Raw genomic sequence first — 20,836 nt, 5'->3', positions numbered from 1 at the left:
AACCCCATGCAACTGTCCATCCGCCACGAAACCAGCTACAGCTACACCGCGCCGCAGGCGTACTCCATCCAGCAGCTGCACCTGACGCCGCGCGCCGAAGCCCACCAGCACGTGCTGAACTGGCACCTGAACACGGTGGGCCAGATCCACGGCTACACGGACGCCTACGGCAACCTGTCGCACATGCTGACGATCAACTCGCCGCATACCGGGCTGGCCATCGTCGCCCATGGGCTGGTCGAGACCAGCACGCCATCCGGCGGGCGCATTGCCAACGGCGACACGCTGTCGCCGCTGATCTACACGGTGCCGACCCGGCTCACGGCCGCCACGCCCGGCATCCTCGAACTGGCCGCGGCCTGCCTGCCGGACGGCACCGCGCAGACCCGGCACCTGGTGCGGCTGGCAGAGCACATCTTTGGTGCGGTCAAGTATCAAAGCGGTGCGACCGAAGTGACCACCACGGCCAGCGCCGCGCTGCAGCTCGGCATCGGCGTCTGCCAGGACCACGCGCACATCTTCCTGGCCTGCTGCCACGCGCACGGCATCCCGGCGCGCTACGTGTCCGGCTACATCGACCCGGGCGGCACCAGCCACGCCGCCAGCCACGCCTGGGTGGACGCCTGGGCCGAAGACCGCGACTACAGCGGCTGGGTCAGCATCGACGTGACGCACGCGCGGCTGATGACGGACGCCTACTGCCGCCTCGCCATCGGCCGCGACTACGACGCCGCCGCCCCCGTGCGCGGCGTCCGGCGCGGCGGCGGCGACGAAGCCATGGCCGTCAACGTCCAGATCGTGCCCCAGTGAAGCAGCCTCTGCCGCATTCGGGGTCAGACCCCGAATGCGGCAGAGGCTGGCTCGGGCCGGTGTTAGAATTGATTCCTTGAACCAATAAACTGTTATCAAATGACTTATTGTGTAGGGATGCGCCTGGATGCGGGCCTGGTTTTCCTGTCGGATTCGCGCACCAACGCGGGCGTGGACCAGGTGAGTACGGCGCGCAAGCTGAATGTGTTCGAGAACCCGGGCGAGCGCATGATGGTGCTGATGACGGCGGGGAATCTGTCGATTTCGCAATCGGTGCGGCAGTTGTTGTCCGAGCACGTGGGCTCGGCCGGCTATGGCATCTGGACGGCGCCGAATATGTATGAGGCGGCGCGCCTGGTGGGCGAAGTAGTTCGGCTGGTGCATGAGCGGGACGCGAAGGCGCTGGCGGAGTTCGGCATTGACTTCAACGTGAGCCTGATTTTCGGCGGCCAGATCAAGGGCGAGCGCTGCCGTTTGTTCCAGGTCTATTCGGCGGGCAATTTCATCGAGTCGCACAACGAGAACACGTATTTCCAGATCGGCGAGGCGAAGTATGGCAAGCCGATTATCGACCGGGTGGTGACGCCGTCCACGTCATTGGACGAGGCGGCCAAGTGCGCGCTCATCTCCATGGATTCGACATTGCGCTCGAATATCTCGGTGGGCTTGCCGCTCGATTTGCTGGTCTACGAGAACGATAGCCTGGCGGTCACGCGCTTTGTGACCATCGATGAGAAGAACCAGTATTTCCAGATGATACGCACAACCTGGGGCCAGCAGCTGAAGACCATCTTCGAAGGCATCGAGGCGCCGGTGTGGAACGCGGCGCCCGATACGCCGGGAACCGCGCTCTCTACCGCCGGCATGGCCAGCAAGCCGGTGCGCATGCCGCTGCCGGACAGCATCTCGCCCGCCACGCAGCCGCCCGCTCCACCGCAGTCGTTCGCGCAGCAGTTCGGCAACGAGCAACAATAGGCTTTTACGGCCGCCAGCGTTTCAGCAGCAGCGCGTTGCTGATGACGCTGACCGAGCTGAATGCCATGGCGGCGCCCGCCACCACCGGGCTGAGCAGGCCCGCCGCCGCCAGCGGGATGCCCACCAGGTTGTAGATGAAGGCCCAGAACAGGTTCTGGCGGATCTTGCCGTAGGTGCGGCGCGAGATGTCGATGGCGTCCGCCACCAGCGCGGGCTCGCCGCGCATCAGCGTGATACCTGCCGCGTGCATGGCGACGTCGGTGCCGGTGGACATGGCGATGCCGACGTCGGCCGCCGTCAGCGCGGGCGCGTCGTTGATGCCGTCGCCAACCATGGCGACCGTTTCCCCCGCCGTCCTCAGGCGCGCTACCTCTTCCGCTTTCGCTTCCGGCAGCACTTCGGCGATGACGTGACGGATGCCGAGCGCGCCGCCGACCGCCTGCGCACTGCCCTGGTTGTCGCCGGTTAGCAGCACGGTCTTGATGCCCAGCGCGTGCAGCTTGTCGACCGCCGCGCGCGCGCCAGGCTTGACTTGGTCGCCGAATGCGATCAGCCCGAGCAGACGCGCCACTCCAGCCTCCAGCACGTCCCGGCCGCCCTGCCCGTCGCGTCCGCCCTGCCCGTCTCGCGCGCCCTGCCCATCGCGGCCGTCCTGCGGGTCGCGCGCGGTCCCCGTGCCCTCGGCAATCCACGACACGGTGTTGCCGTCGGCCGCGAGTGCTGCGGCGCGCGCCTGCAGCGGGGCCAGATCCACGCCCGATTCCTGCATCAGCCGGGCGCTGCCAAGCAGCAAGGCACGGCCTTCCACCATCCCCGCCAGCCCCCGGCCCGGCAGCGCCTGCAGCCCGCTCACGGCCAGCGGTGCCACGCCGCGTTCCTGCGCCATTGCGTTGACGGCGCCCGCCAGCGGGTGCTCGCTGCCCTGTTGCAGCGATGCCGCCAGCCGCAGCAAATCCGCTTCGCCGCCTGCCACGGCAGCCAGCGCCGTCACCACCGGCTTGCCCACCGTCAGCGTGCCGGTCTTGTCGAACACCACGGTGCTGACGCGGTGCGCAATCTCCAGCGCTTCCGCGTCCTTGATCAGTATTCCATGCCGCGCGCCGACGCCCGTGCCGGCCATGATGGCGGCCGGCGTCGCCAGCCCGAGCGCGCAAGGACAGGCGATCACCAGTACCGCCACGGCATTGATGATGGCCGTCCCCGCCGCCGCGCCGGCCAGCCACCAGCCGCCAAAGGTGAGCAGCGCAATCGCCAGCACCACGGGCACGAACACGGCACTGACCTGGTCCACCAGCCGCTGCACCGGGGCCTTCTCGGCCTGCGCGCTTTCCACCAGCCTGATAATGCGCGACAGCGTGGTTTCCGCGCCGACTGCGCCGGTGCGCACCAGCAGCAGGCCTTCGGCGTTGATGGCGCCGGCCGTCACCCTGTCGCCGGCATGCTTGGCCACCGGCATGCTTTCGCCGGTCAGCATGGCCTCGTCCGCGTGGCTGGCCCCTTCCATCACCGTACCGTCGACAGCTATCCGCTCGCCGGGGCGGACCACAACGATATCGCCGACGCGGACGGCGCCGACGCGCACGTCAACATCCACGCCGTCGCGCCGCACGCGCGCCACGTCGGGCCGCAAGGCCTGCAACGCGCGGATCGCATCGGCCGTGTGGCGCTTGGCGCGCGCTTCCAGCCATTTTCCGAGCAATACCAGGGTGATGACGACCGAGGCGGCCTCGAAGTACAGGTGCGGCGTGCCGCCACGCGCGGCCAGCAGCTGGTAGACGCTCAGGCCGAAGGCGGCACTGGTGCCGATGGCCACCAGCAGGTCCATATTGCCGGCGCCGGCGCGCACCGCCTTCCAGCCGGCCACGTAGAAGCGCGCGCCCAGCCAGAACTGCACCGGCGCGGCCAATGCCAGCTGCAGCCAGCCCGGCAGCATCCAGTGCAAGCCGACCAAGTCGGCAAGCATGGGCACGATCAGCGGCAGGGACAGCAGCGCCGCGATACCGACGCGCACTCCCTGCTGGTCCAGTTTGACGTCCTTCGCGTCGCGCGCTGCTGAGCCGTGGGCGCTGCGGCCGGCGTCCACGGCAGCGCCCGTGGGGGCCTGCGTAGCGGCGGACGGGAGCGCGCCGGGATCGGCGCCGGCCGCGTCGCCTTCCGCCGCCTCGGGCGTGGCTTGGTAGCCAGCCGCTCCGATGGCGTCGACCAATTGCTGAACATCCACATCGTTGCCCGCCACCACGCGCGCGCGCTCGGTCGCGAGGTTGACGCTCCCGCTGTCTACCCCGGCCACTTTCTTGATTGCCTTTTCCACCCGCCCCACGCACGAAACGCAACTCATGCCCTCGATGCCGAGGGACAGTTCGCGCTGCGTGGCGCCGGATTCCGCTACCGCTGGATTTGTCATGATGCCATCCTTATACCTGATCTGGCTTCCAGTGTAGGCCTTCCCATGATGGGAAGGTCAAGCCCCAGCTTGCAGCTTGTGACAATGTGCGTACTTTCGCTGCATGGACATCGATAGACTAGGAGAACTCTCCTTTTCAGACGGGGCCAGCTGGATGAAGGACGAACCCTTGAAGCGCGCGGCAATTGTTTTGGTCATCGACGACGATCCATTTATCCGGCTCCTCGCACGCGACAATATGGAAAAAATCGGCCTGCAGGTAGTCGAGGCGGCCGACGCGGCTTCCGGTCTGGCGGCGATTGCCGCCTGCGCCCCCGATATTATCCTGCTCGATGTCGTGATGCCCGGCACCAGCGGGTTTGAAGCCTGCCGCCAGGCGCGCCAGCTGCCCAATATGGAATTCTGCCCTATCGTCATGCTGACCGCCCTGGAGGATACGGACGCGGTCACGCTGGCGTACGAGGCCGGGGCCACCGATTTCATCGGCAAGCCGATCAACTGGCAGCTGCTGCAGCATCGCGTGCGGTTTATCCTGAAGGCCGCCGCATCCTTCCGTTCGGTATTGAAGAGCGATATGCAAATGGCGAATGCGCAGCGCATCTCGTCGGTCGGCAGCTGGGAGTGGAGCGTAGCGGAGGACTACATCAGCTGGTCGAATGAGATGTACCGCATCTGCGACGTCAGTCCGGCGGCGTTCGGGCAGAACTATCGCAGCTTTCTCGCCCTGGTGCACCCGGCAGACCAGCCACGGGTGGAGCAGGCGGTCCGCGCCGCGCTCGAGCATGGGGCGAGCTACGACCTGGAACACCGCTTGCTACGCTCCGACGGCGCCGTGCGCATCGTCCATGGCAAGGCCGATGTCACGTTCGACGCCGCAGGCAAAGCCCAGTCGATGAACGGCACGCTGCAGGACATCACGCCGCGCAAGCTGGCCGAGGAACGCATTCATTACCTCGCCAATTATGACGAGCTGACCGACCTGCCTAACCGCAACCTACTGCAGGACCGCCTCAGCCAGGCCATCAACGCGGCCAGGCGCGACGCCCAGCGCGTCATCGTGCTGTGCCTCAACCTGGACGGCTTCAAGTTCGTCAACGACAGCGACGGGCACGCCGTCGGCGACAGCCTGCTGCAGGCGGTCGCGGCGCGTATCAAGGGCGCGGTCCGCGCATCGGATACGGTCGGGCGCTCCGGCGGCGACGAATTCGTGCTGATCTTCCCGGGATTCGCCGACAACCGGGATGTGCTGGGCTCGGTACAGCGCACGCTGGACTTGTTCGTCGAGCCGTTTCTGGTGGACGCGCGCGAGCTGCATGTCACGCCCAGTATCGGGGTCTGCCTGTATCCGGATGACGGCGAGGACGCCGAACTGGTGTTGAAGCATGCCGACGTGGCCATGCACGAGGCCAGGGAGAGCGGCCGCAACTGCTTCAAGTTCTACGCGCCCGAGATGGGGCGCCGCATCCAGCAGTATGTGGAGTTGGAGACGGCCTTGCGGCTTGCGCTCGACCAGCAGCAATTCGAGGTGTCTTACCAGCCCAAGGTCGATCTGCGCAGCGGCAAGTGCAGCGGCGTGGAAGCGCTGATCCGCTGGAACCACCCTGAAAACGGGGTGATCCAGCCGGGCAGCTTTATTCCGCTGGCCGAGAAGACGGGCTTGATCGGGCCGATCGGCGAATGGGTGTTGCACACCGCCTGCCGCCAGGCCAGGCAATGGCACGCAGCGGGCTTTGACGACATGACGCTCGCGGTCAACCTGTCGGCGCACCAATTCAGCCAGCAGAATGTTGTCCACTTGGTGGAGCGCATCCTGGCCGACACGGGGCTGCCGGCCCGCCACCTGGAACTCGAACTAACCGAGAGCATGCTGATCAACGACAGCGACGCCATGCTGGCCGCGCTGCGCGGCATCAAGAATATAGGCGTCACGCTCGCGCTCGACGACTTTGGCACCGGTTATTCAAGCCTGGCTTATCTGAAGCGTTTCCCCATCGACGTCATCAAGATAGACCGCAGCTTTATCAGCAACATCACGACCGATTCCAACGACGCGTCGCTGACCCGGACGATTGTGTTGATGGCCAAGTCGCTGAAGATGAAAACCGTGGCCGAGGGCGTGGAAACGCAGGGGCAGCTGGGGTTTCTCGACGCAATCGGTTGCGACGCCGTGCAGGGCTACTACTTCAGCAAGCCAGTGCCCGCAGACGCGCTCACCGCCCTGCTGCACGACCAGCTGGCGCGGCCCATGCTCGCGCGTGGCGCCGAGCCCGAGCGCACCATCCTGCTGCTGGACGACGAGCCGTATATGCTGAACGCGCTCAGGCGCGTTTTCCGCAAGGAAAATTACAAGATACTGCAAACTACCTCGCCGACCGAGGCCTTTGAGCTGCTGGCCATGCACCGCGTCCAGGTCATCATCAGCGATCAGCGCATGCCTAGCATGTCGGGCACGACCTTCCTGTCCAAGGTGAAGGAGCTGCATCCGGACACCACCCGCATCATCCTCTCCGGCTATACCGAGCTGGAGTCAGTGATCGACGCGATCAACCGGGGCGCCGTCTACCGCTTCTTCACCAAGCCTTGGGACGATCAGCAACTGCGGGAGCAAATCCGGGAAGTATTCGACCAGCACTGGCGCTTGCATGGCGGGGCGGACCAGCAAGCAATGCAGGCCGTGCGTCGGCAGGTTTAACAGGACAATCCAACCGGAGGGACCACGATGGCACAGTGGATAAGATCCTGGATGGCGGCGCTGCTGCTAATGCTTCCCCTGCTGCCGCTCCCGCTGCTGCCGGCGCCGGGCGTCGCGCTGGCGCAGGAGCGGCCGGCGCGGACCTTGGTGGTGGGCAGCGAGAGCGAGTTTCCGCCCTTCTCCACCGGGGCCGACAGCGCCACGGCGGGCGGCTTCACGGTCGAGCTGTGGCGGGCGGTGGCCAAGGAGCGCGGACTGCCCTATACCCTGCGCGTTGCACCGTTCAACCAGATTTTGCAGGAATTCAAGGACGGCAAGATCGATGTGCTGATCAACCTCGCGCAGTCCGACGCGCGCCGCCAGTTTTCCGATTTCACGGTGCCGCACGTCACGGTCAACGGCGCCATCTTCGTGCGCAAGGGCGATACCGGCATCCATGCCGAGAGTGATTTGGCCAGCAAATCGGTGATCGTGCTGAAGGCAGACCTGGCGCATGACTACGCAGTGTCCAAGGGATGGCAAAAGCAGCTGGTGGTGGAGGCCACCGCCGCCGAGTGTTTCAAGCTGCTGGCCTCGGGCAAATACGATGCGGTGCTGATCAGCAAACTGGTCGGCATGCAGACGCTGCTGGCTAACGATATCGGCAGCATCAAACCCCTGGATATCCGGGTGGGTTTCGCTCAAAAATTCTCGTTTGCCGTACAAAAAGGCAATGCGGATCTGCTCGCCAGCATCAATGAAGGCTTGTCGATCGTAAAGCTAAACGGCAGCTACGATCACATCTACGACAAGTGGTTCGGCATCTACGAGGAGCGCAAGGTGTCGCTGCGCGACGTGCTGCCCTACCTGGTCCCGGCGTTGATCGTGCTGCTGGTCCTGACGGGCTATCTGGCGCACCGGCGCCGGATTGAAAACACGCTGCGCCACGCCAATGAGACGCTGGAGCAGCGCGTTGCGCTGCGCACGCAGGAGCTTGAAGCGGCCAAGGATCTGGCCGAGTCGTCGAGCCGCGCCAAGGGCAACTTCCTGGCCAATATGAGCCATGAAATCCGCACGCCGATGAATGCCGTCATAGGCATGTTGTACCTGACACTGAAAACCGACCTGAAACCCAAGCAGCGCGACTACCTGGAAAAGATCGATGTGGCCAGCAAGCATCTGCTGGGCATCATCAATGACATCCTGGATTTTTCCAAGATCGACGCCGGCAAACTGGAGATCGAGGTTGTCGATTTCGACCTGAAGGGCGTACTGCAAAACGTGCACGATCAGGTTCTGTTCAGGGCGCTTGAAAAAAGCCTGCGGGTGCGGCTGGAAATCGATCCCAGGCTGCCGCGCTACCTGCGCGGCGACCCGCTGCGCCTGACCCAGGTACTGCTCAACTTCGCCAACAACGCGGTCAAGTTTTCCTCCACCGGCGAAATCCTGATCTGCGCAGCCGAGGCCGACGCGGCGGGCAGCGACAGCCTGGTGCGTTTCGAAGTGCGCGACAACGGCCCCGGCATCAGCGACGCCGAGCAGGAAAAGCTGTTCCAGCCCTTCCAGCAGGCCGACACCACCACCACGCGCCGCTACGGCGGCACCGGCCTGGGCCTCATCATCAGCAAGCAACTGGTGACGCTGATGGGCGGCACGGTAGGCCTGCACAGCCGGATCGGCCTGGGCAGCACCTTTTGGTGCGAAATACGGTTTGCGTTCGGCCGCGCGCCACTCGGCAACGACGACGGCGCCGCCCCGTCCGGCAAGGCCTGCTTGCGGGGCATGCGCATCTTGCTGACGGAAGACAATCTGCTGAACCAGCAGGTAGCGCGCGACATGCTGACCGACGCGGGCGCGCAGGTCACGGTGGCGGATCATGGCGCGGAGGCGCTGGACCAGTTGCGCCGGAATGCGTTCAATTGCGTGCTGATGGACATCCAGATGCCGGAGATGGATGGCCTGGAGGCGATCAGGCATATCCGGGCCGATCCCGCCTTGCGCGCGGTGCCGGTCATTGCGCTGACTGCCAACGCGCGCAACGAGGAACGCCAGCACTATCTGGCCTGCGGCATGAATGACGTGATCAGCAAGCCTATCGACGCGGCGCTGCTGTTCGACATCCTCCGCAAATGGAGCGGCGCGCAGGAAGCCGCCCTGCCGGCGCGGGACCCGCCCCCGCCCGCGCAGCTTGCCGACGCCGCGCCGCCGGCGGAACCGCAGGATTTCGATCCCTCGGTGCTCGCCAAGCTCTGCGCCGACAACCCGGAACGGCTGGAGCGCTATACCGAAGTGTTTATCGACTCCCTGCAGCAGACCATGACGGAGATCGATGCGGCTCTTCAGCGGCAGGATGGCGTGCTGGTCGGAACGCTGGGGCACCGGATCAAGTCCACCGCCAGCGCCGTCGGCGCGACCGGACTGGCCGATCTCGGGCGCCTGCTGGAGGCGACGCGGGCTAGCGGCGACCTGGATCTGGCACGCCAGCTTGCCGCCCGGCTGCCGGCCTGTGTGGAGGGCATCAAATTACTGATCCACGTGCATTACGCGCGCTGACGCCGCGGCGGGCCGCCGTCAGCGCCTGTCCATGCCAGCCGGCAGCGTCATCGTAAAGCGGGTGCCTTTGCCAAGCTCGCTCTTGACGTCGATCTTCCCGTCCAGCACGCCGTACACGATGTTGTAGACGATGTTGAGGCCCAGCCCCGACCCGCCCTTGCCCAGCTTGGTGGTAAAGAAAGGGTCGTAGATGCGGCCCATGTTTTCCGGCGCGATGCCGCCGCCGTTGTCGGCCACGCACACTTCCACCTTGCCGCCGTCCACCGCGCGCGAGCTCACCACCACCTCGCCTTCGCTGCGCGCCTCGAAGCCGTGGCTGAGGGCGTTGGTGATCAGGTTGATCAGCACCTGGCCGAATGGCCCCGGATAGCTGTTCATCTGGATCGGCTCCAGCACTTCCTGGCGCACTTTGATGCCGGATTTCTTAAACGTGGGCATCAGCACCAGCAGGATCTCGTCGATCAGTTCGGCCAGCACGAAGATACGGCGCTGCGAGCTGGTGCGGTCCACCGCCACTTGCTTGAAGCTGGCCACCAGGTCCACCGCGCGGTGCAGATTGCGCAGCACGATTTCGCTGCCGCCGTTGATGTCGGCGACGAAGGCCTGCAAGGTGGAGCGCTTCAGGCCTTCGGCCGACAGTTTCTCGAACGCGCGGGTCTGGTCCACCAGCGTGGTGACAGCCAGCAGGCTGTTGCCGATGGGCGTGTTCAGTTCGTGCGCCACGCCCGCCACCAGCGCGCCCAGCGCGGCGAGCTTCTCGTTGCGCACCAGCTCGTCCTGCGCCCGTTGCAGCGTTTCCAGCGAGGCCGCCAGGCCCCGGTTGGCCTCCATCATCTGCCCGGTGCGCTCGGCCACTTCCAGTTCCAGCCGGTCGCGGTATTGCAGCAGCTCGCGCTCGCCGCGCTTGCGTTCGGTGATGTCGGTCGAGACGCCACCCAGCGCCCAGATGTGGCCGTGCTCGTCGATCAGCGGGAATTTTTCGGACAGATAGGTGCGCTCCTCGCCGGTGTGATCGGGCACGGTTTCTTCGTAGGCCCTGGCGTGGCCGGTGTCCAGCACTTCGCGGTCGTTGGCGCGCAGCTGGCTGGCCGCCTTGCCGGCATAGATGTGCACGTCGCACTGGCCGATGGGCTCGGGCGCGCCGGCCGGCAAGGTCAGGCGGAAACGCTCGTTGACCAGCATGTAGCGCCCCTGCAGGTCCTTGATGTAAATAATGGCGGAGGATTTTTCGACGATGTTTTCCAGCTGGGACTGGCTGCGGCGCAGCGCGGCGTCGCGCGCGGCGATGGTGCCCAGCATGGTGTTGATGGCGTCAGCCAGCCGCCCCACCTCGTCGCGCCCGTCCACCGGCGCGCGCAAGTCGTAGCGCTGCTCCTGCGTGACCCGGTGCGCCACCGAGGACAGCGCCAGCAGCGGCCGCGTTACCAGCCGCCGGATGATCAGCGCGTGCAGCAAGCCGCCCACCGTGAGCGTCAGCAGCACCACGGCCAGCACCAGGCCGTAGTGGCGCAGGCGCTCCACCAGCGGCGGCAAGACGTACGCAACTTGCAGGTAGCCGACCGATTCGCGCTCGAAATACACCGGCACTTTCATGGTCAGCCGGCGCGCCACCAGCTGCCGGCCGGGCGCGGCGATGTTGTCCTGCCAGGCGCATGGATGGGCGCCGTCGCGCAGGTAGTGCGCAAACAGCTTGCGGCGGACGTCGAACAGGCAGGCGCTGTGGATTTCGGGCGTGCCGCGCAAGGCCGACAGCCTGCGGGTGGCGGCGGCGCTGTCGCCATATTTGAGGTCCGCGTCCAGGTTGAGCGACACCAGCTCGATGCGGCTGGCCAGGTCGGACACAAGTTTGGGACGGGCCACGGCCACGTCGTACGAGGCCAGCGCGATCAGGGCGGCCAGCAGCGCCACGCCGGCCGTCACCACGGACACCAGCAGCAGTTTGCGCTGCAGCGCGGTATCCCGCAGGCGGTTGCGCGTACCGGCTAGCACTGGACGTATCCCCATTTCCGCTCCCGTATCACTAGGCAACTTGATTGATTCTAACGCAATCACCCCAGCCACAGCGACCCATGCGATATACTTATGTATATGCCCTTCCCACATGCACACGGCTTATAATTCATTCATAAATCACTAACGATGTAGGCCTATTCCTACCGTGCGTTGACGAATCTCACAAGTAGTTACAATTGTTACCCGGTCTGGTGGGAATGTGTGCTTTTTGCGCAAAATGGCCATGCTAATATCCCCAACACTTTGCAAGGGGCTGCGTTAGGTGCATGATGTAATGCACTGCACCAAATAGCAAAAGCATAAAAAATTTGTTGTCGTTCGGAAATAAGTGGTATTATCCGCGTCCACGTCGTCCGAATAGCGACATGCATAGGGGCAAACTGAAAGATGGAATTATTCAACAAATCCGGCGTTTTGGTGGCTACGGTGCTGGTTGCCGTGGGCGTACTGATCGGCGTGCAAGCGAAGGACGACATGGTCCCGCCCGCCCCGGTAATCGAAGCGACGGCATTGCAAATGAATAAAAGCGGCAATTTTGTTGCAGAGCGGCGACTGCGCGAATGGGCGGAACAGGGTTCCGCCGTAGCGCGCCGCGAACTGGCCCGCCAGTACCAGGCCGACAGCAACCGCCGCGACGAAGCCATCAAGCTGTTTGAAGACGCCGCCCGCGCCGGCGACTCCAAGGCCGCCTTGCAGCTGTCCGAAATGCAGCGCGAGGCACGCGACGCTGAACTGAGCAATATCAAGGAAGCGGCCGCCACCCGCACCGCAGCCAACACCTGGACCCGCTACTAAGCGGCCCGGCCACGGATGGATAGACTGCGCGCACTGGAAGTGTTCGTCGAAGTCGTCCGCAAGGAGGGCTTTGCGCGCGCCGCCGAAGCCCTCGACACCTCCCCCGCCAACGTCACCCGCTACATCAGCGACCTGGAAGCGCACCTGCATACGCGCCTGCTGAACCGCAGCTCGCGCCGCATGTCGCTCACTTCCAGCGGCGAGGCGCTGTTCGAGCGCGCCAAGTCCATCCTCGACGAAGTGGCGGAAGCCGAAGCCATCGTTTCCTCCGCCACCATGCAGCCGCGCGGCCTGCTGCGCATCAACGCGCCGCTCAGCTTCGGCGTGCTGCAGCTGGCGCCGCTGTGGCCGCGCTTCATGGAACTGTACCCGGACGTGCAGCTGGAAGTGGCGCTGATCGACCGCGTGGTCGACATCGTCGAGGAAGGCTACGACATGGCCATCCGCATTTCCCGCAGCGGCTCCGCCTCCAACGTGGCGCGCAAGCTGGCCAGCTCGGCCAACATGCTGTGCGCCGCGCCGGCCTACCTGGCCAGGCATGGCATGCCCGCCACGCCGGCCGAACTGCTCAAGCACCAGTGCATCGGCTACAGCTATGCCGCCAGCGACGAATGGCAGCTGCTGGACGCCGAAGGCCGCCAGCACACCGTCAAGATCCCGTTCATGATGCGCACTAATAACGGCGACACCGCGCGCGCCGTGGCGCTGGGCGGCCAGGGCATCATCTGGCAGCCCACGTTCCTGATCGGCGCCGACCTGCGCGCCGGCCGCCTGGTGCAGGTGCTGCCGGACTACCGCATGCCGGACATCGATATCCAGGCCGTCTATCCCAGCCGGCGCCACCTGAGCGCCAAGGTGCGCGTGATGATTGATTTCCTGGTGGAGCAGTTCAAGGACACGCCGCCCTGGGATAGGGCATAAGGGAGAGCGCATTCGCGCGCGCCCTGCGTTAAAGTGCCTCCATTCATCAATGGAGAGCATTTCATGGCAGACAGCAAGACCGAAGTACAAGCATCCCGCCAGGCCGTGGCCCTCGGCTTCCTCGCCGGCTACGTGGACACCCTGGGCTTTGTGGCCCTGTTCGGCCTGTTCACGGCCCATGTGACGGGCAACTTCGTCCTGATCGGCAGCGAGCTGGCGCGCCCCAGCGGGAACAGCGTCCTGATCAAATTCCTTGCCTTCGGCGCTTTCGTTGCCGCAGTGGCGTTTACCCGGCTGTACATCCTGTGGCTGGAGCGGCGCGGCATGGCGCCGCTGCGCTCCGTTTTCGGCCTGCAACTGCTGTTGCTGACCGGCTTCATGCTGGCCGGCCTGGCCGCCGTGCCGCTGACCACATCCGACGCGCCGCTGGCCCTGCTGGCCGGCGCCATCGGCGCGGCCGCCATGGGTGTGCAGAATGCCGCCGCCAAGCTGCTGCTGTCCAATCTGACGCCCACCACCGTCATGACGGGCAACGTGACCCAGCTGGTGATCGACCTGGTGGACGTGGCGCGCGGCGGCGCCGACGAGACCATCCACCGCCGCTGCGCCAAATTCCTGTGGCCCATCCTGGCTTTCGGCGTGGGCGCCATCGGCGGCGCTTTTGCATATATTTACGCCGGTTTCTACGGCTTGCTGCCCGCCATCGCGCTGCTGGCCGCGCTGACCTGGAGCGCCCGCCCCCAATCGGCCTGACAGGCAAAGCGCTTGCAAAAAGGCTGTTAACCCGGTTTAACATCTCTTAACTTGATCTGCTTACCTTGCCCGTACATCATAAATGCATGAGAAGCAACAGCGTTCGCTGCTGCAGTACGTAGGAGATCACCATGCAGCTCAACACCACCAACATCCACATCATGCATGAAGACCCCGTCATGACGGCGGGGCTGCGCGCCATCCTCGGCGAGCACGCCGAATTCACGGTGTCCAGCCACGCCGTCTGCCCGCATGCGCTGAGCATGGCGCAGGTGATCGTGGCCGATTACCAGAGCGGCATCGCGGCCGCGCGCCAGATGCCGCAGGACCGCTACAGCCCGGCGCCGCGCGTGCTCATCGTGACCCAGTTCGACAAGGAATGGGAAGTGCGCATGGCCATGGATAGCGGCGTGCACGGCTACCTGCTGCAAGGCTGCAGCGCCGAGGAACTGGTGAAAGCGGCCCGCCTGCTGAGCCAGGGCTTGCGCTACCTGAGCGAGGCGGTGACGCGCTGCGTGGCCGACAGCCTGAGCCGCGAAAGCCTGACCGGGCGCGAGACGGACGTGCTGCGCCTGCTGGCCCAGGGCTGCTGCAATAAGTCCATTGCGCGCGAGCTGGGCATCGGCGTGGGCACGGTCAAGACCCACGTCAAGGGTTTGATGAGCAAGCTGGACGCGACCGCCCGCACCCACGCGGTGGTGGTGGCCACGCAGCGCGGCCTGATCGGCCCCAGCCAGCAGCGTGCCGCCGCACTGAAACCCAAGCCCATCATGGCCCGGCCGCAGAACAACGGCTTTCACAACGCAGCACTACAGTAAGGACACCATATGAACAAGAAGCTGACCACCGCCTTCGGTGCGCCCGTCCCGGACAACCAGAATATCCAGACCGCCGGCCCGCGCGGCCCCGCCCTGCTGCAGGACGTGTGGTTCCTTGAAAAGCTGGCCCATTTCGACCGCGAAGTGATTCCCGAGCGCCGCATGCACGCCAAGGGCGCGGGCGCCTACGGCACCTTCACCGTCACGCACGACATCACGAAGTACACCAAGGCGGCGCTGTTCTCGCAGGTCGGCAAGCAGACCGAGCTGTTCGTGCGCTTTTCCACCGTGGCCGGCGAGCGCGGCGCGGCCGACGCCGAACGCGACATCCGCGGCTTCGCCATCAAGTTCTACACCGAGCAAGGCAACTGGGACCTGGTGGGCAACAACACGCCGGTGTTCTTCCTGCGCGACCCGCTCAAGTTTCCCGACCTGAACCACGCCATCAAGCGCGACCCGCGCAGCGGCCTGCGCAGCGCCAACAGCAACTGGGACTTCTGGACCCTGCTGCCGGAAGCGCTGCACCAGGTGACGGTGGTGATGAGCGACCGCGGCATTCCGCGCAGCTACCGCCACATGCACGGCTTCGGCAGCCACACTTTCAGCTTCATCAACGCGCAGAGCGAGCGCTACTGGGTGAAATTCACGCTCAAGACGCAGCAGGGCATCGAGAATTTCAGCGACGAGGAAGCCACCGCCCGCATCGGCGCCGACCGCGAAAGCCATCTGCGCGACCTGTACGACAGCATCGAGGGCAAGGATTTCCCGAAATGGACGCTGTTCGTGCAGGTGATGCCCGAGAAGGAAGCGGCCGCCTGCCCGTACAATCCCTTCGACCTGACCAAGGTCTGGCTGCACAAGGATTACCCGCTGATCGAAGTGGGCGTGCTGGAACTGAACCGCAATCCGGACAACCATTTCGCCGAAGTGGAACAGGCTGCCTTCAATCCCGCCAACATCGTGCCGGGCATCAGCTTCTCGCCGGACAAGATGCTGCAGGGCCGCCTGTTCTCCTATGGCGACGCGCAGCGCTACCGGCTGGGCGTGAACCATGCGTCGATCCCGGTGAACGCGCCGAAATGCCCCTTCCACAGCTACCACCGCGACGGCCAGATGCGGGTGGACGGCAACCAGGGCGGCGCCACGCCGTACGAGCCGAACAGCTACCAGGAATGGGTGGAGCAGCCCGACTTCCGCGAGCCGCCGCTGGCGCTGGAGGGCGCGGCCGACCACTGGAACCACCGCACCGACGACGACTATTACTCGCAGCCGCGCCTGCTGTTCCAGTTGATGACGCCCGCCCAGCAAACGCTGCTGTTTGAAAACACGGCGCGCGCCATCCTCGGCGCCTCGCAGCAGGTGATCGACCGCCATATCGGCAACTGCACCCAGTGCGACCCGGCCTACGGCGCCGGCGTGGCGGCGGCCATTGCCCGCATCCACAACACAAGGTAAGCCAGAGCAGCTAAGCCAGAAGCCCCCCGGGCGCGCCGAACCCGGCGCGCCCGGAAAAGTTCCCCTCCTCCGCTTGACGTCCCTCACCGCGCGCCGCGCTGCCAGGCAGATACTGTAGGCAACCGGAGGAGAGCGCCGTGGCCCACCATCAGCCATTCCTGGACAGCCTGCACGCCTACACGCAGCGGCATCGCGCCGAACCGTGGCGTGGCACGTTCAGCCAGTTCATCGAGCAAGTGCTGGCCGCCACGCCCGCCGCCCCTGCCCTGCTTGCCCGCAACGCGCACCAGTACATCTGGGACATGCTGTGCTGGAGCCGCGCGGGCACGGGGACCGACCTGTTTGCGGGCGAGCTGTTCGGCCTGGACGGCGCGCTGGCCCGCGTCGGCGCCTACTTCCAGGCCGCCGCGGCCGGGTCCGAAGTCGGGCGCCGCATGTTGCTCCTGCTGGGGCCGCCATCCGGCGGCAAGTCCACGCTGGTGATCCTGCTCAAGCGCGGGCTGGAAGAATACAGCCAGAGCGAGGACGGCGCGCTGTACGCCATCGCCGGCTGCCCGGTGCACGAGTCGCCGCTGCACCTGCTGCCGCACAGCATGCGGCCGCAGTTCCGCGACAGCTACGGCGCCGTGGCCGAGGGCGAGCTGTGCCCGCATTGCCGCGCGCGCCTGGAACGCCAGCACGGCGGCGACTTCCTGCAAATGCCGGTCGAGCGCATCTTCCTGTCGGAGGCGGAGCGCCGCGGCGTGGGCACGTATGCCCCGCACGACCCGGCCACGGCCGACATGGCGGACCTGGTGGGCTCGGTGGACCTGTCCAAGGTGGCCGAGGTGGGCGACGAGGGCGATCCGCGCGCCTGGTCCTGGTCCGGCGCCGTGTACGCCGCCAGCCGCGGCGTGCTGGAAATGATAGAGATCCTGAAGGCCAAGCGCGAGTTCCTGCACCTGCTGCTGACCTTGACGCAAGAGCGCAACGTGAAGGTGGCGCGCTTCCCCCTGATCCACCTGGACGTGGCCATCGTGGCGCACACCAACCTGGCCGAGTTCCGGCGCTTTGTGCAGGAGAGCGAAAACGAGGCGCTGCTGGACCGCATGGTCATCGTGCAGGTGCCGTACACGCTGGACTACCGCGATGAGGCGCGCATCTACGCCAAGCTGATCAAGTCCGCCGCGCCGGCCTTCCGCGACGCGCACCTGGACCCGCACGCGCTGCACGCGGCCGCCGTGTTCGCCATCCTGACGCGCTTGCCCGACAGCGAAGGCAGGGAGGACGAGCTGGCGCGCAAGGTGCGCCTGCATGCGGGCGAGGACGTGGACGGTACGCGCCGCGGCGAAGGCGCGCCCACGCGCGAGGGCGCGCCGGACGAGGCGCTGGCCGGCGTGTCGCCGCGCTTCGTGGTCAATGCGCTGTCGCACGCCATCATCCATTCCGGGCGGCGCAGCCTGGGCACCATGGACGTGCTGCTGGCCCTGAAGGATGCCATCGAGAGCGACGCCCGCATCGAGCCGCGCAAGAAGCGCGCGTGGCTGGAGCACGTGGTGTTCACCCGCAAGGAGTTCTACAACGCATGGGTAAAGGAGGATGTGCACCGCGCGCTGTTCGTCTCCTTCGGGCAGGAAGCGCAGGACTTGCTGGACAAGTATCTGGACGAAGTGGAAGCCATGCTGGACAACCGCCAGGTAAGCGATCCCATCACGAATGACGAACGGCGGCCGGACGAGCGCTTCCTGCGCGCGGTGGAGGAAAAGATCCACGTCAGCGACGCGGGCAAGCAATCGTTCCGGCAGGAGGTGGTGCGCAAGGCCATGGGCGCCTACAAGCGCGGCGAACAGTTCAGCCTGGCCAGCCACGCGCCGCTGCGCGAAGCCATTCAGCAATACCTGTTCGAGCAGCGGCGCGACGTGCTGCGCCTGGTCGGCTCGGCGCGCCGGCCGGATGAAGGCGTGCGCGGCCGGGTCGCGGCCGTGGAGCAGCGGCTGGTGGACGAATACGGCTACGACAGCCACAGCGCACGCGAAGCGCTCAGCTATGTCACCACTTTGCTGGCGCAGGAATGAACGCGCAGCAGCAACGCTGGTACGAATTGTTCGCACGCGGCGAGCGCGACTGGCTGCGCCACAATGAACAGGTGCGCGCGGCGGTGCGGGCCTATATGCCGCAGCTGCTGGAAAGCCCGGACCTGATGTCCGGCCATCCCGAGCGCCAGTTGCGGGTGCCGCTGCACTTGCTGGAACATGCCCGCTTCCGCCTGGCCGAGGCGCCGGACGGCGAGCGCGGCGCCGGCCAGGGGCCGGGCAGGCCCGGCGACCTGCTGCATCCCGGGCGCGGCCGCGGCGGACCGGGCGCAGGCGATCCCACCGACCCCGCCAACCTCGCCAACATCCCCAACCCGGCCGGCGCCGCCGGCAGCACCGGCGATGGCAGCGCCGCCGGCACCAGCGACGGCGGCGCACCAGGCGCCGGCAGCGGCGCCGACGGGGACGCCCGGCTAAGCGTCCAGCTGGAATTTGCCGCCAGCGACATCATGGACTGGCTCTGGGAAGAGCTGGAACTGCCGCACCTTGCGCCCAAATCCGGTCCCGGCGGCGAGGCCGCCAACGCGCGCAGCGGCTGGAGCCGGCAAGGCGGCCCCTCGCAGCTGGACCGCCGCCGCACTGTCATGCAGGCCGTCAAGCGCGGCGCCGCCCGCATGCCGCAGGCGCAGCCCGCCTTCGTCAACGACGACCTGCGCTTCCGCCAGGCCCACCCGCGTCCGCAGTCGGCCAGCAAGGCCGTGGTGCTGTTCGCGCTGGACGTATCGGCCAGCATGACCTTGTCCGAGCGCAGGCTGGCCAAGACCTTCTTCCATTTCACCCTGCACGGCCTGCGCCATCGCTACCGCGACGTGGCGGTGCGCTTCCTGGCCCACACCACCCGGGCCTGGGAGTTCCCCGAACGCGAGTTCTTCCAGATTGCCGGCGAAGGCGGCACGCAAGCGTCCACGCTGTTCCAGCTGGCGCGGGACATCCTGCGCAACGACTACGGCGGCAACCGCTACAACGCTTACCTCTTCTATGCCTCGGACGGCGAAAACTACAGCGAAGACAGGGTTGCCGCCAGCCAGGCCCTGGCCGCGCTGGCGCCCTTGCTGAACTACCTGGGTTACGTCGAGACCGCAGTCGGCCCGCCGCGGCCGGGCAGCGCGCAGCCCAGCGAGCTGCACCGGCTGGTCGCCGCCCGCCACCATGCGGGCGACGCCGCCGCCATCTGCGTGCTGCGCCAGCCGGACGACGCCTGGAACGCCATCCGCCGCTTCTTCGGCCACCACGGGGCCGCCGCGTGAGCGCCTACGCCGCCGCCCTCGAGGCGCTGGCCGCCAGGCTGGGGCTGCAGTGCGGCCCCGTGCTGTTCGAGCGCGTACCGGAGAGCTTCATGCTGGAGGTCGCCATCTACGGCCTGCCGGTACGCATGCGGCACTGGTCCTACGGGCTGCGCTACCTGCGTCAGATGACCATGCGCCACATGGGCCAGTCGCGCATCTACGAAGTGATGTTCCCCGGCGCTCCCTGCCGCGCATTCCTGATGGACAGCAACACCGAAGCGGAAGACGCGCTGGTGACCGCCCATGTGCTGGGCCACGCCGATTTCGTGCACCGCAACGCCCTCTTCACCGGCTTCATGGAGCGGGCCGGCGGCAACATCCTGGAGCAGAGCGCGGCGCGCGCCCACCGCATCGAGCGCGCCGCGCGGCTGCACGGCCAGCCCGCCGTGGACGCCGTGCTCGACGCGGCCCTGGCGCTGGAGGCCCACGTCGACCTGCACGCCGGCCGCCGCCCTCAGCCATCGCCATCGCCACCAACATCGCCACCGCCCGGCGCCACCGCCCCCCGGGCGCGCCGGGTCCCCGGAACGCGACCTGCTCTGGTTCATCGCCCAGCGCTGCCCCGCGCTGGCGGATTGGGAGCGCGACATCCTGCTTGCCGTGCGCGAGGAAGCGCTCTATTTTTACCCGGTGTACGCCTGCCAGATCATGAACGAGGGCTGGGCCACCTACTGGCACGCGCGCCTGCTGCGCGAAGCCGGCTTCCTGCCCCCGCCGCTGTACCTGGACACCATCCGCGCCCATTCCGACATCGTGCGCCCCTGCGGCGTCGGCCACGCCGCCCTGCAGCTGAATCCCTACCACCTGGGCTACGCACTCTGGGACCGGCTTATCGCCCGCCACGGCCTGGCCGAAGCGCAGACCATCTGCCGCGACGAGGACGACTTCGGCTTCATCCGCAATCACCTGGACCAGGAGATGGCCAGCCAGCTGCAGCTATTCGTCTACGAGCAGGACAAGGACGGCGCTGCCTGGCTCGCCAGCCGCTCCCTGCCCGCACTGCACGAAGCCATCCTGGCGCCGCGCTACAACTACGGGGCGCCCACCGTGTCGGTGCAGTCGGTCGGCAACGGGCGGTTGACGCTGGTGCACGACCACGCCCGCGACGGGCGCGGGCTGGCGCAGCCGCAAGCGCTGCGCGTGCTGGGCTACATCGCCCGCATCTGGCGCCAGCCGGTGGAGCTCCTCACGATGAACGAGCGCGGCGCTGCCGTCTGCCTGCAGGCCTGTCCCGACCAGGCCTGAACCGGTTCGTTGAGGCCGATCAACAGGCCTTGCCCGCCAAGCGCCTACTCTGGAACTCTACGCCC

General features: G+C 66.5%; 14 protein-coding genes and 1 pseudogene. 13 read left to right on the top strand and 2 right to left on the bottom strand.

Translation table 11 applies throughout. The features are described 5' to 3' along the window. The first annotated feature begins 6 nt into the window (after positions 1–6). Both ACFJI2_RS10250 and ACFJI2_RS10245 read left to right on the top strand, forming a co-directional pair. Positions 7–810: a transglutaminase N-terminal domain-containing protein gene (locus tag ACFJI2_RS10250; protein WP_377704893.1), complete on the top strand. Its 804-nt coding sequence runs from the start codon at positions 7–9 to the stop codon at positions 808–810. Positions 811–927: 117 nt separating this feature from the next. Then, complete coding sequence (locus ACFJI2_RS10245; protein ID WP_377704892.1) at positions 928–1,785, top strand: peptidase; 858 nt, start codon at positions 928–930, stop codon at positions 1,783–1,785. Positions 1,786–1,789: 4 nt separating this feature from the next. Here the strand turns inward: ACFJI2_RS10245 and ACFJI2_RS10240 are convergent, their stop codons facing one another. Then, positions 1,790–4,189: a heavy metal translocating P-type ATPase gene (locus ACFJI2_RS10240; protein WP_377704891.1), complete on the bottom strand. Its 2,400-nt coding sequence runs from the start codon at positions 4,187–4,189 to the stop codon at positions 1,790–1,792. Between the two features lie 154 nt (positions 4,190–4,343). On the opposite strand from ACFJI2_RS10240, the gene ACFJI2_RS10235 reads away from it, so the two are divergent. Together ACFJI2_RS10235 and ACFJI2_RS10230 are read left to right on the top strand one after the other, a co-directional pair. After that, complete coding sequence (locus ACFJI2_RS10235) at positions 4,344–6,881, top strand: EAL domain-containing protein (RefSeq protein WP_377704890.1); 2,538 nt, start codon at positions 4,344–4,346, stop codon at positions 6,879–6,881. A 69-nt stretch (positions 6,882–6,950) separates the two neighbouring features. Then, positions 6,951–9,413, top strand: a complete 2,463-nt coding sequence (locus ACFJI2_RS10230) for a transporter substrate-binding domain-containing protein (protein ID WP_377704889.1) — start codon at positions 6,951–6,953, stop codon at positions 9,411–9,413. A gap of 18 nt (positions 9,414–9,431) precedes the next feature. Here the strand turns inward: ACFJI2_RS10230 and ACFJI2_RS10225 are convergent, their stop codons facing one another. Continuing rightward, complete coding sequence (locus ACFJI2_RS10225; RefSeq protein ID WP_377704888.1) at positions 9,432–11,417, bottom strand: ATP-binding protein; 1,986 nt, start codon at positions 11,415–11,417, stop codon at positions 9,432–9,434. Positions 11,418–11,813: 396 nt separating this feature from the next. Here ACFJI2_RS10225 and ACFJI2_RS10220 point away from each other — a divergent pair, with 396 nt between their 5' ends. From ACFJI2_RS10220 to ACFJI2_RS10180, 9 genes and pseudogenes are all read left to right on the top strand, one after another. After that, positions 11,814–12,221 (top strand): hypothetical protein, encoded by a 408-nt coding sequence (locus ACFJI2_RS10220; protein ID WP_377704887.1) that lies wholly within the window; start codon positions 11,814–11,816, stop codon positions 12,219–12,221. A gap of 15 nt (positions 12,222–12,236) precedes the next feature. Continuing rightward, on the top strand, positions 12,237–13,142 hold the full coding sequence (locus ACFJI2_RS10215) for a LysR family transcriptional regulator (RefSeq protein WP_377704886.1): 906 nt from the start codon (positions 12,237–12,239) through the stop codon (positions 13,140–13,142). Positions 13,143–13,205: 63 nt separating this feature from the next. Beyond that, positions 13,206–13,895 carry a YoaK family protein gene (locus tag ACFJI2_RS10210; RefSeq protein WP_377704885.1) on the top strand — a complete coding sequence of 230 codons (690 nt, stop codon included), beginning with the start codon at positions 13,206–13,208 and terminating at the stop codon, positions 13,893–13,895. A gap of 131 nt (positions 13,896–14,026) precedes the next feature. After that, positions 14,027–14,713 (top strand): LuxR C-terminal-related transcriptional regulator, encoded by a 687-nt coding sequence (locus tag ACFJI2_RS10205; RefSeq protein ID WP_377704884.1) that lies wholly within the window; start codon positions 14,027–14,029, stop codon positions 14,711–14,713. A gap of 9 nt (positions 14,714–14,722) precedes the next feature. Further along, positions 14,723–16,168, top strand: a complete 1,446-nt coding sequence (locus ACFJI2_RS10200) for a catalase (RefSeq protein ID WP_377704883.1) — start codon at positions 14,723–14,725, stop codon at positions 16,166–16,168. A 137-nt stretch (positions 16,169–16,305) separates the two neighbouring features. Next, positions 16,306–18,222 (top strand): serine protein kinase, encoded by a 1,917-nt coding sequence (locus ACFJI2_RS10195; RefSeq protein WP_377704882.1) that lies wholly within the window; start codon positions 16,306–16,308, stop codon positions 18,220–18,222. Continuing rightward, the gene (locus ACFJI2_RS10190; RefSeq protein WP_377704881.1) at positions 18,219–19,487 is read left to right on the top strand and encodes a DUF444 family protein; all 1,269 of its coding nucleotides are present in this window, start codon (positions 18,219–18,221) and stop codon (positions 19,485–19,487) included. The genes ACFJI2_RS10195 and ACFJI2_RS10190 overlap by 4 nt, the downstream gene beginning before the upstream one ends. Further along, positions 19,484–19,915, top strand: a pseudogene (locus ACFJI2_RS10185) (SpoVR family protein); the annotation flags it as partial. The gene ACFJI2_RS10190 and the pseudogene ACFJI2_RS10185, both read left to right, overlap by 4 nt. Positions 19,916–20,060: 145 nt before the next feature. Then, on the top strand, positions 20,061–20,771 hold the full coding sequence (locus ACFJI2_RS10180) for a SpoVR family protein (protein WP_377705819.1): 711 nt from the start codon (positions 20,061–20,063) through the stop codon (positions 20,769–20,771). Positions 20,772–20,836: the final 65 nt, after the last annotated feature.

Source organism: Pseudoduganella sp. UC29_71, from assembly GCF_042693265.1.
Lineage (GTDB): Bacteria > Pseudomonadota > Gammaproteobacteria > Burkholderiales > Burkholderiaceae_D > Rugamonas.
Note: the sequence above shows the minus strand (reverse complement) of the source record. Positions and strands in the feature narration are given on the sequence as shown.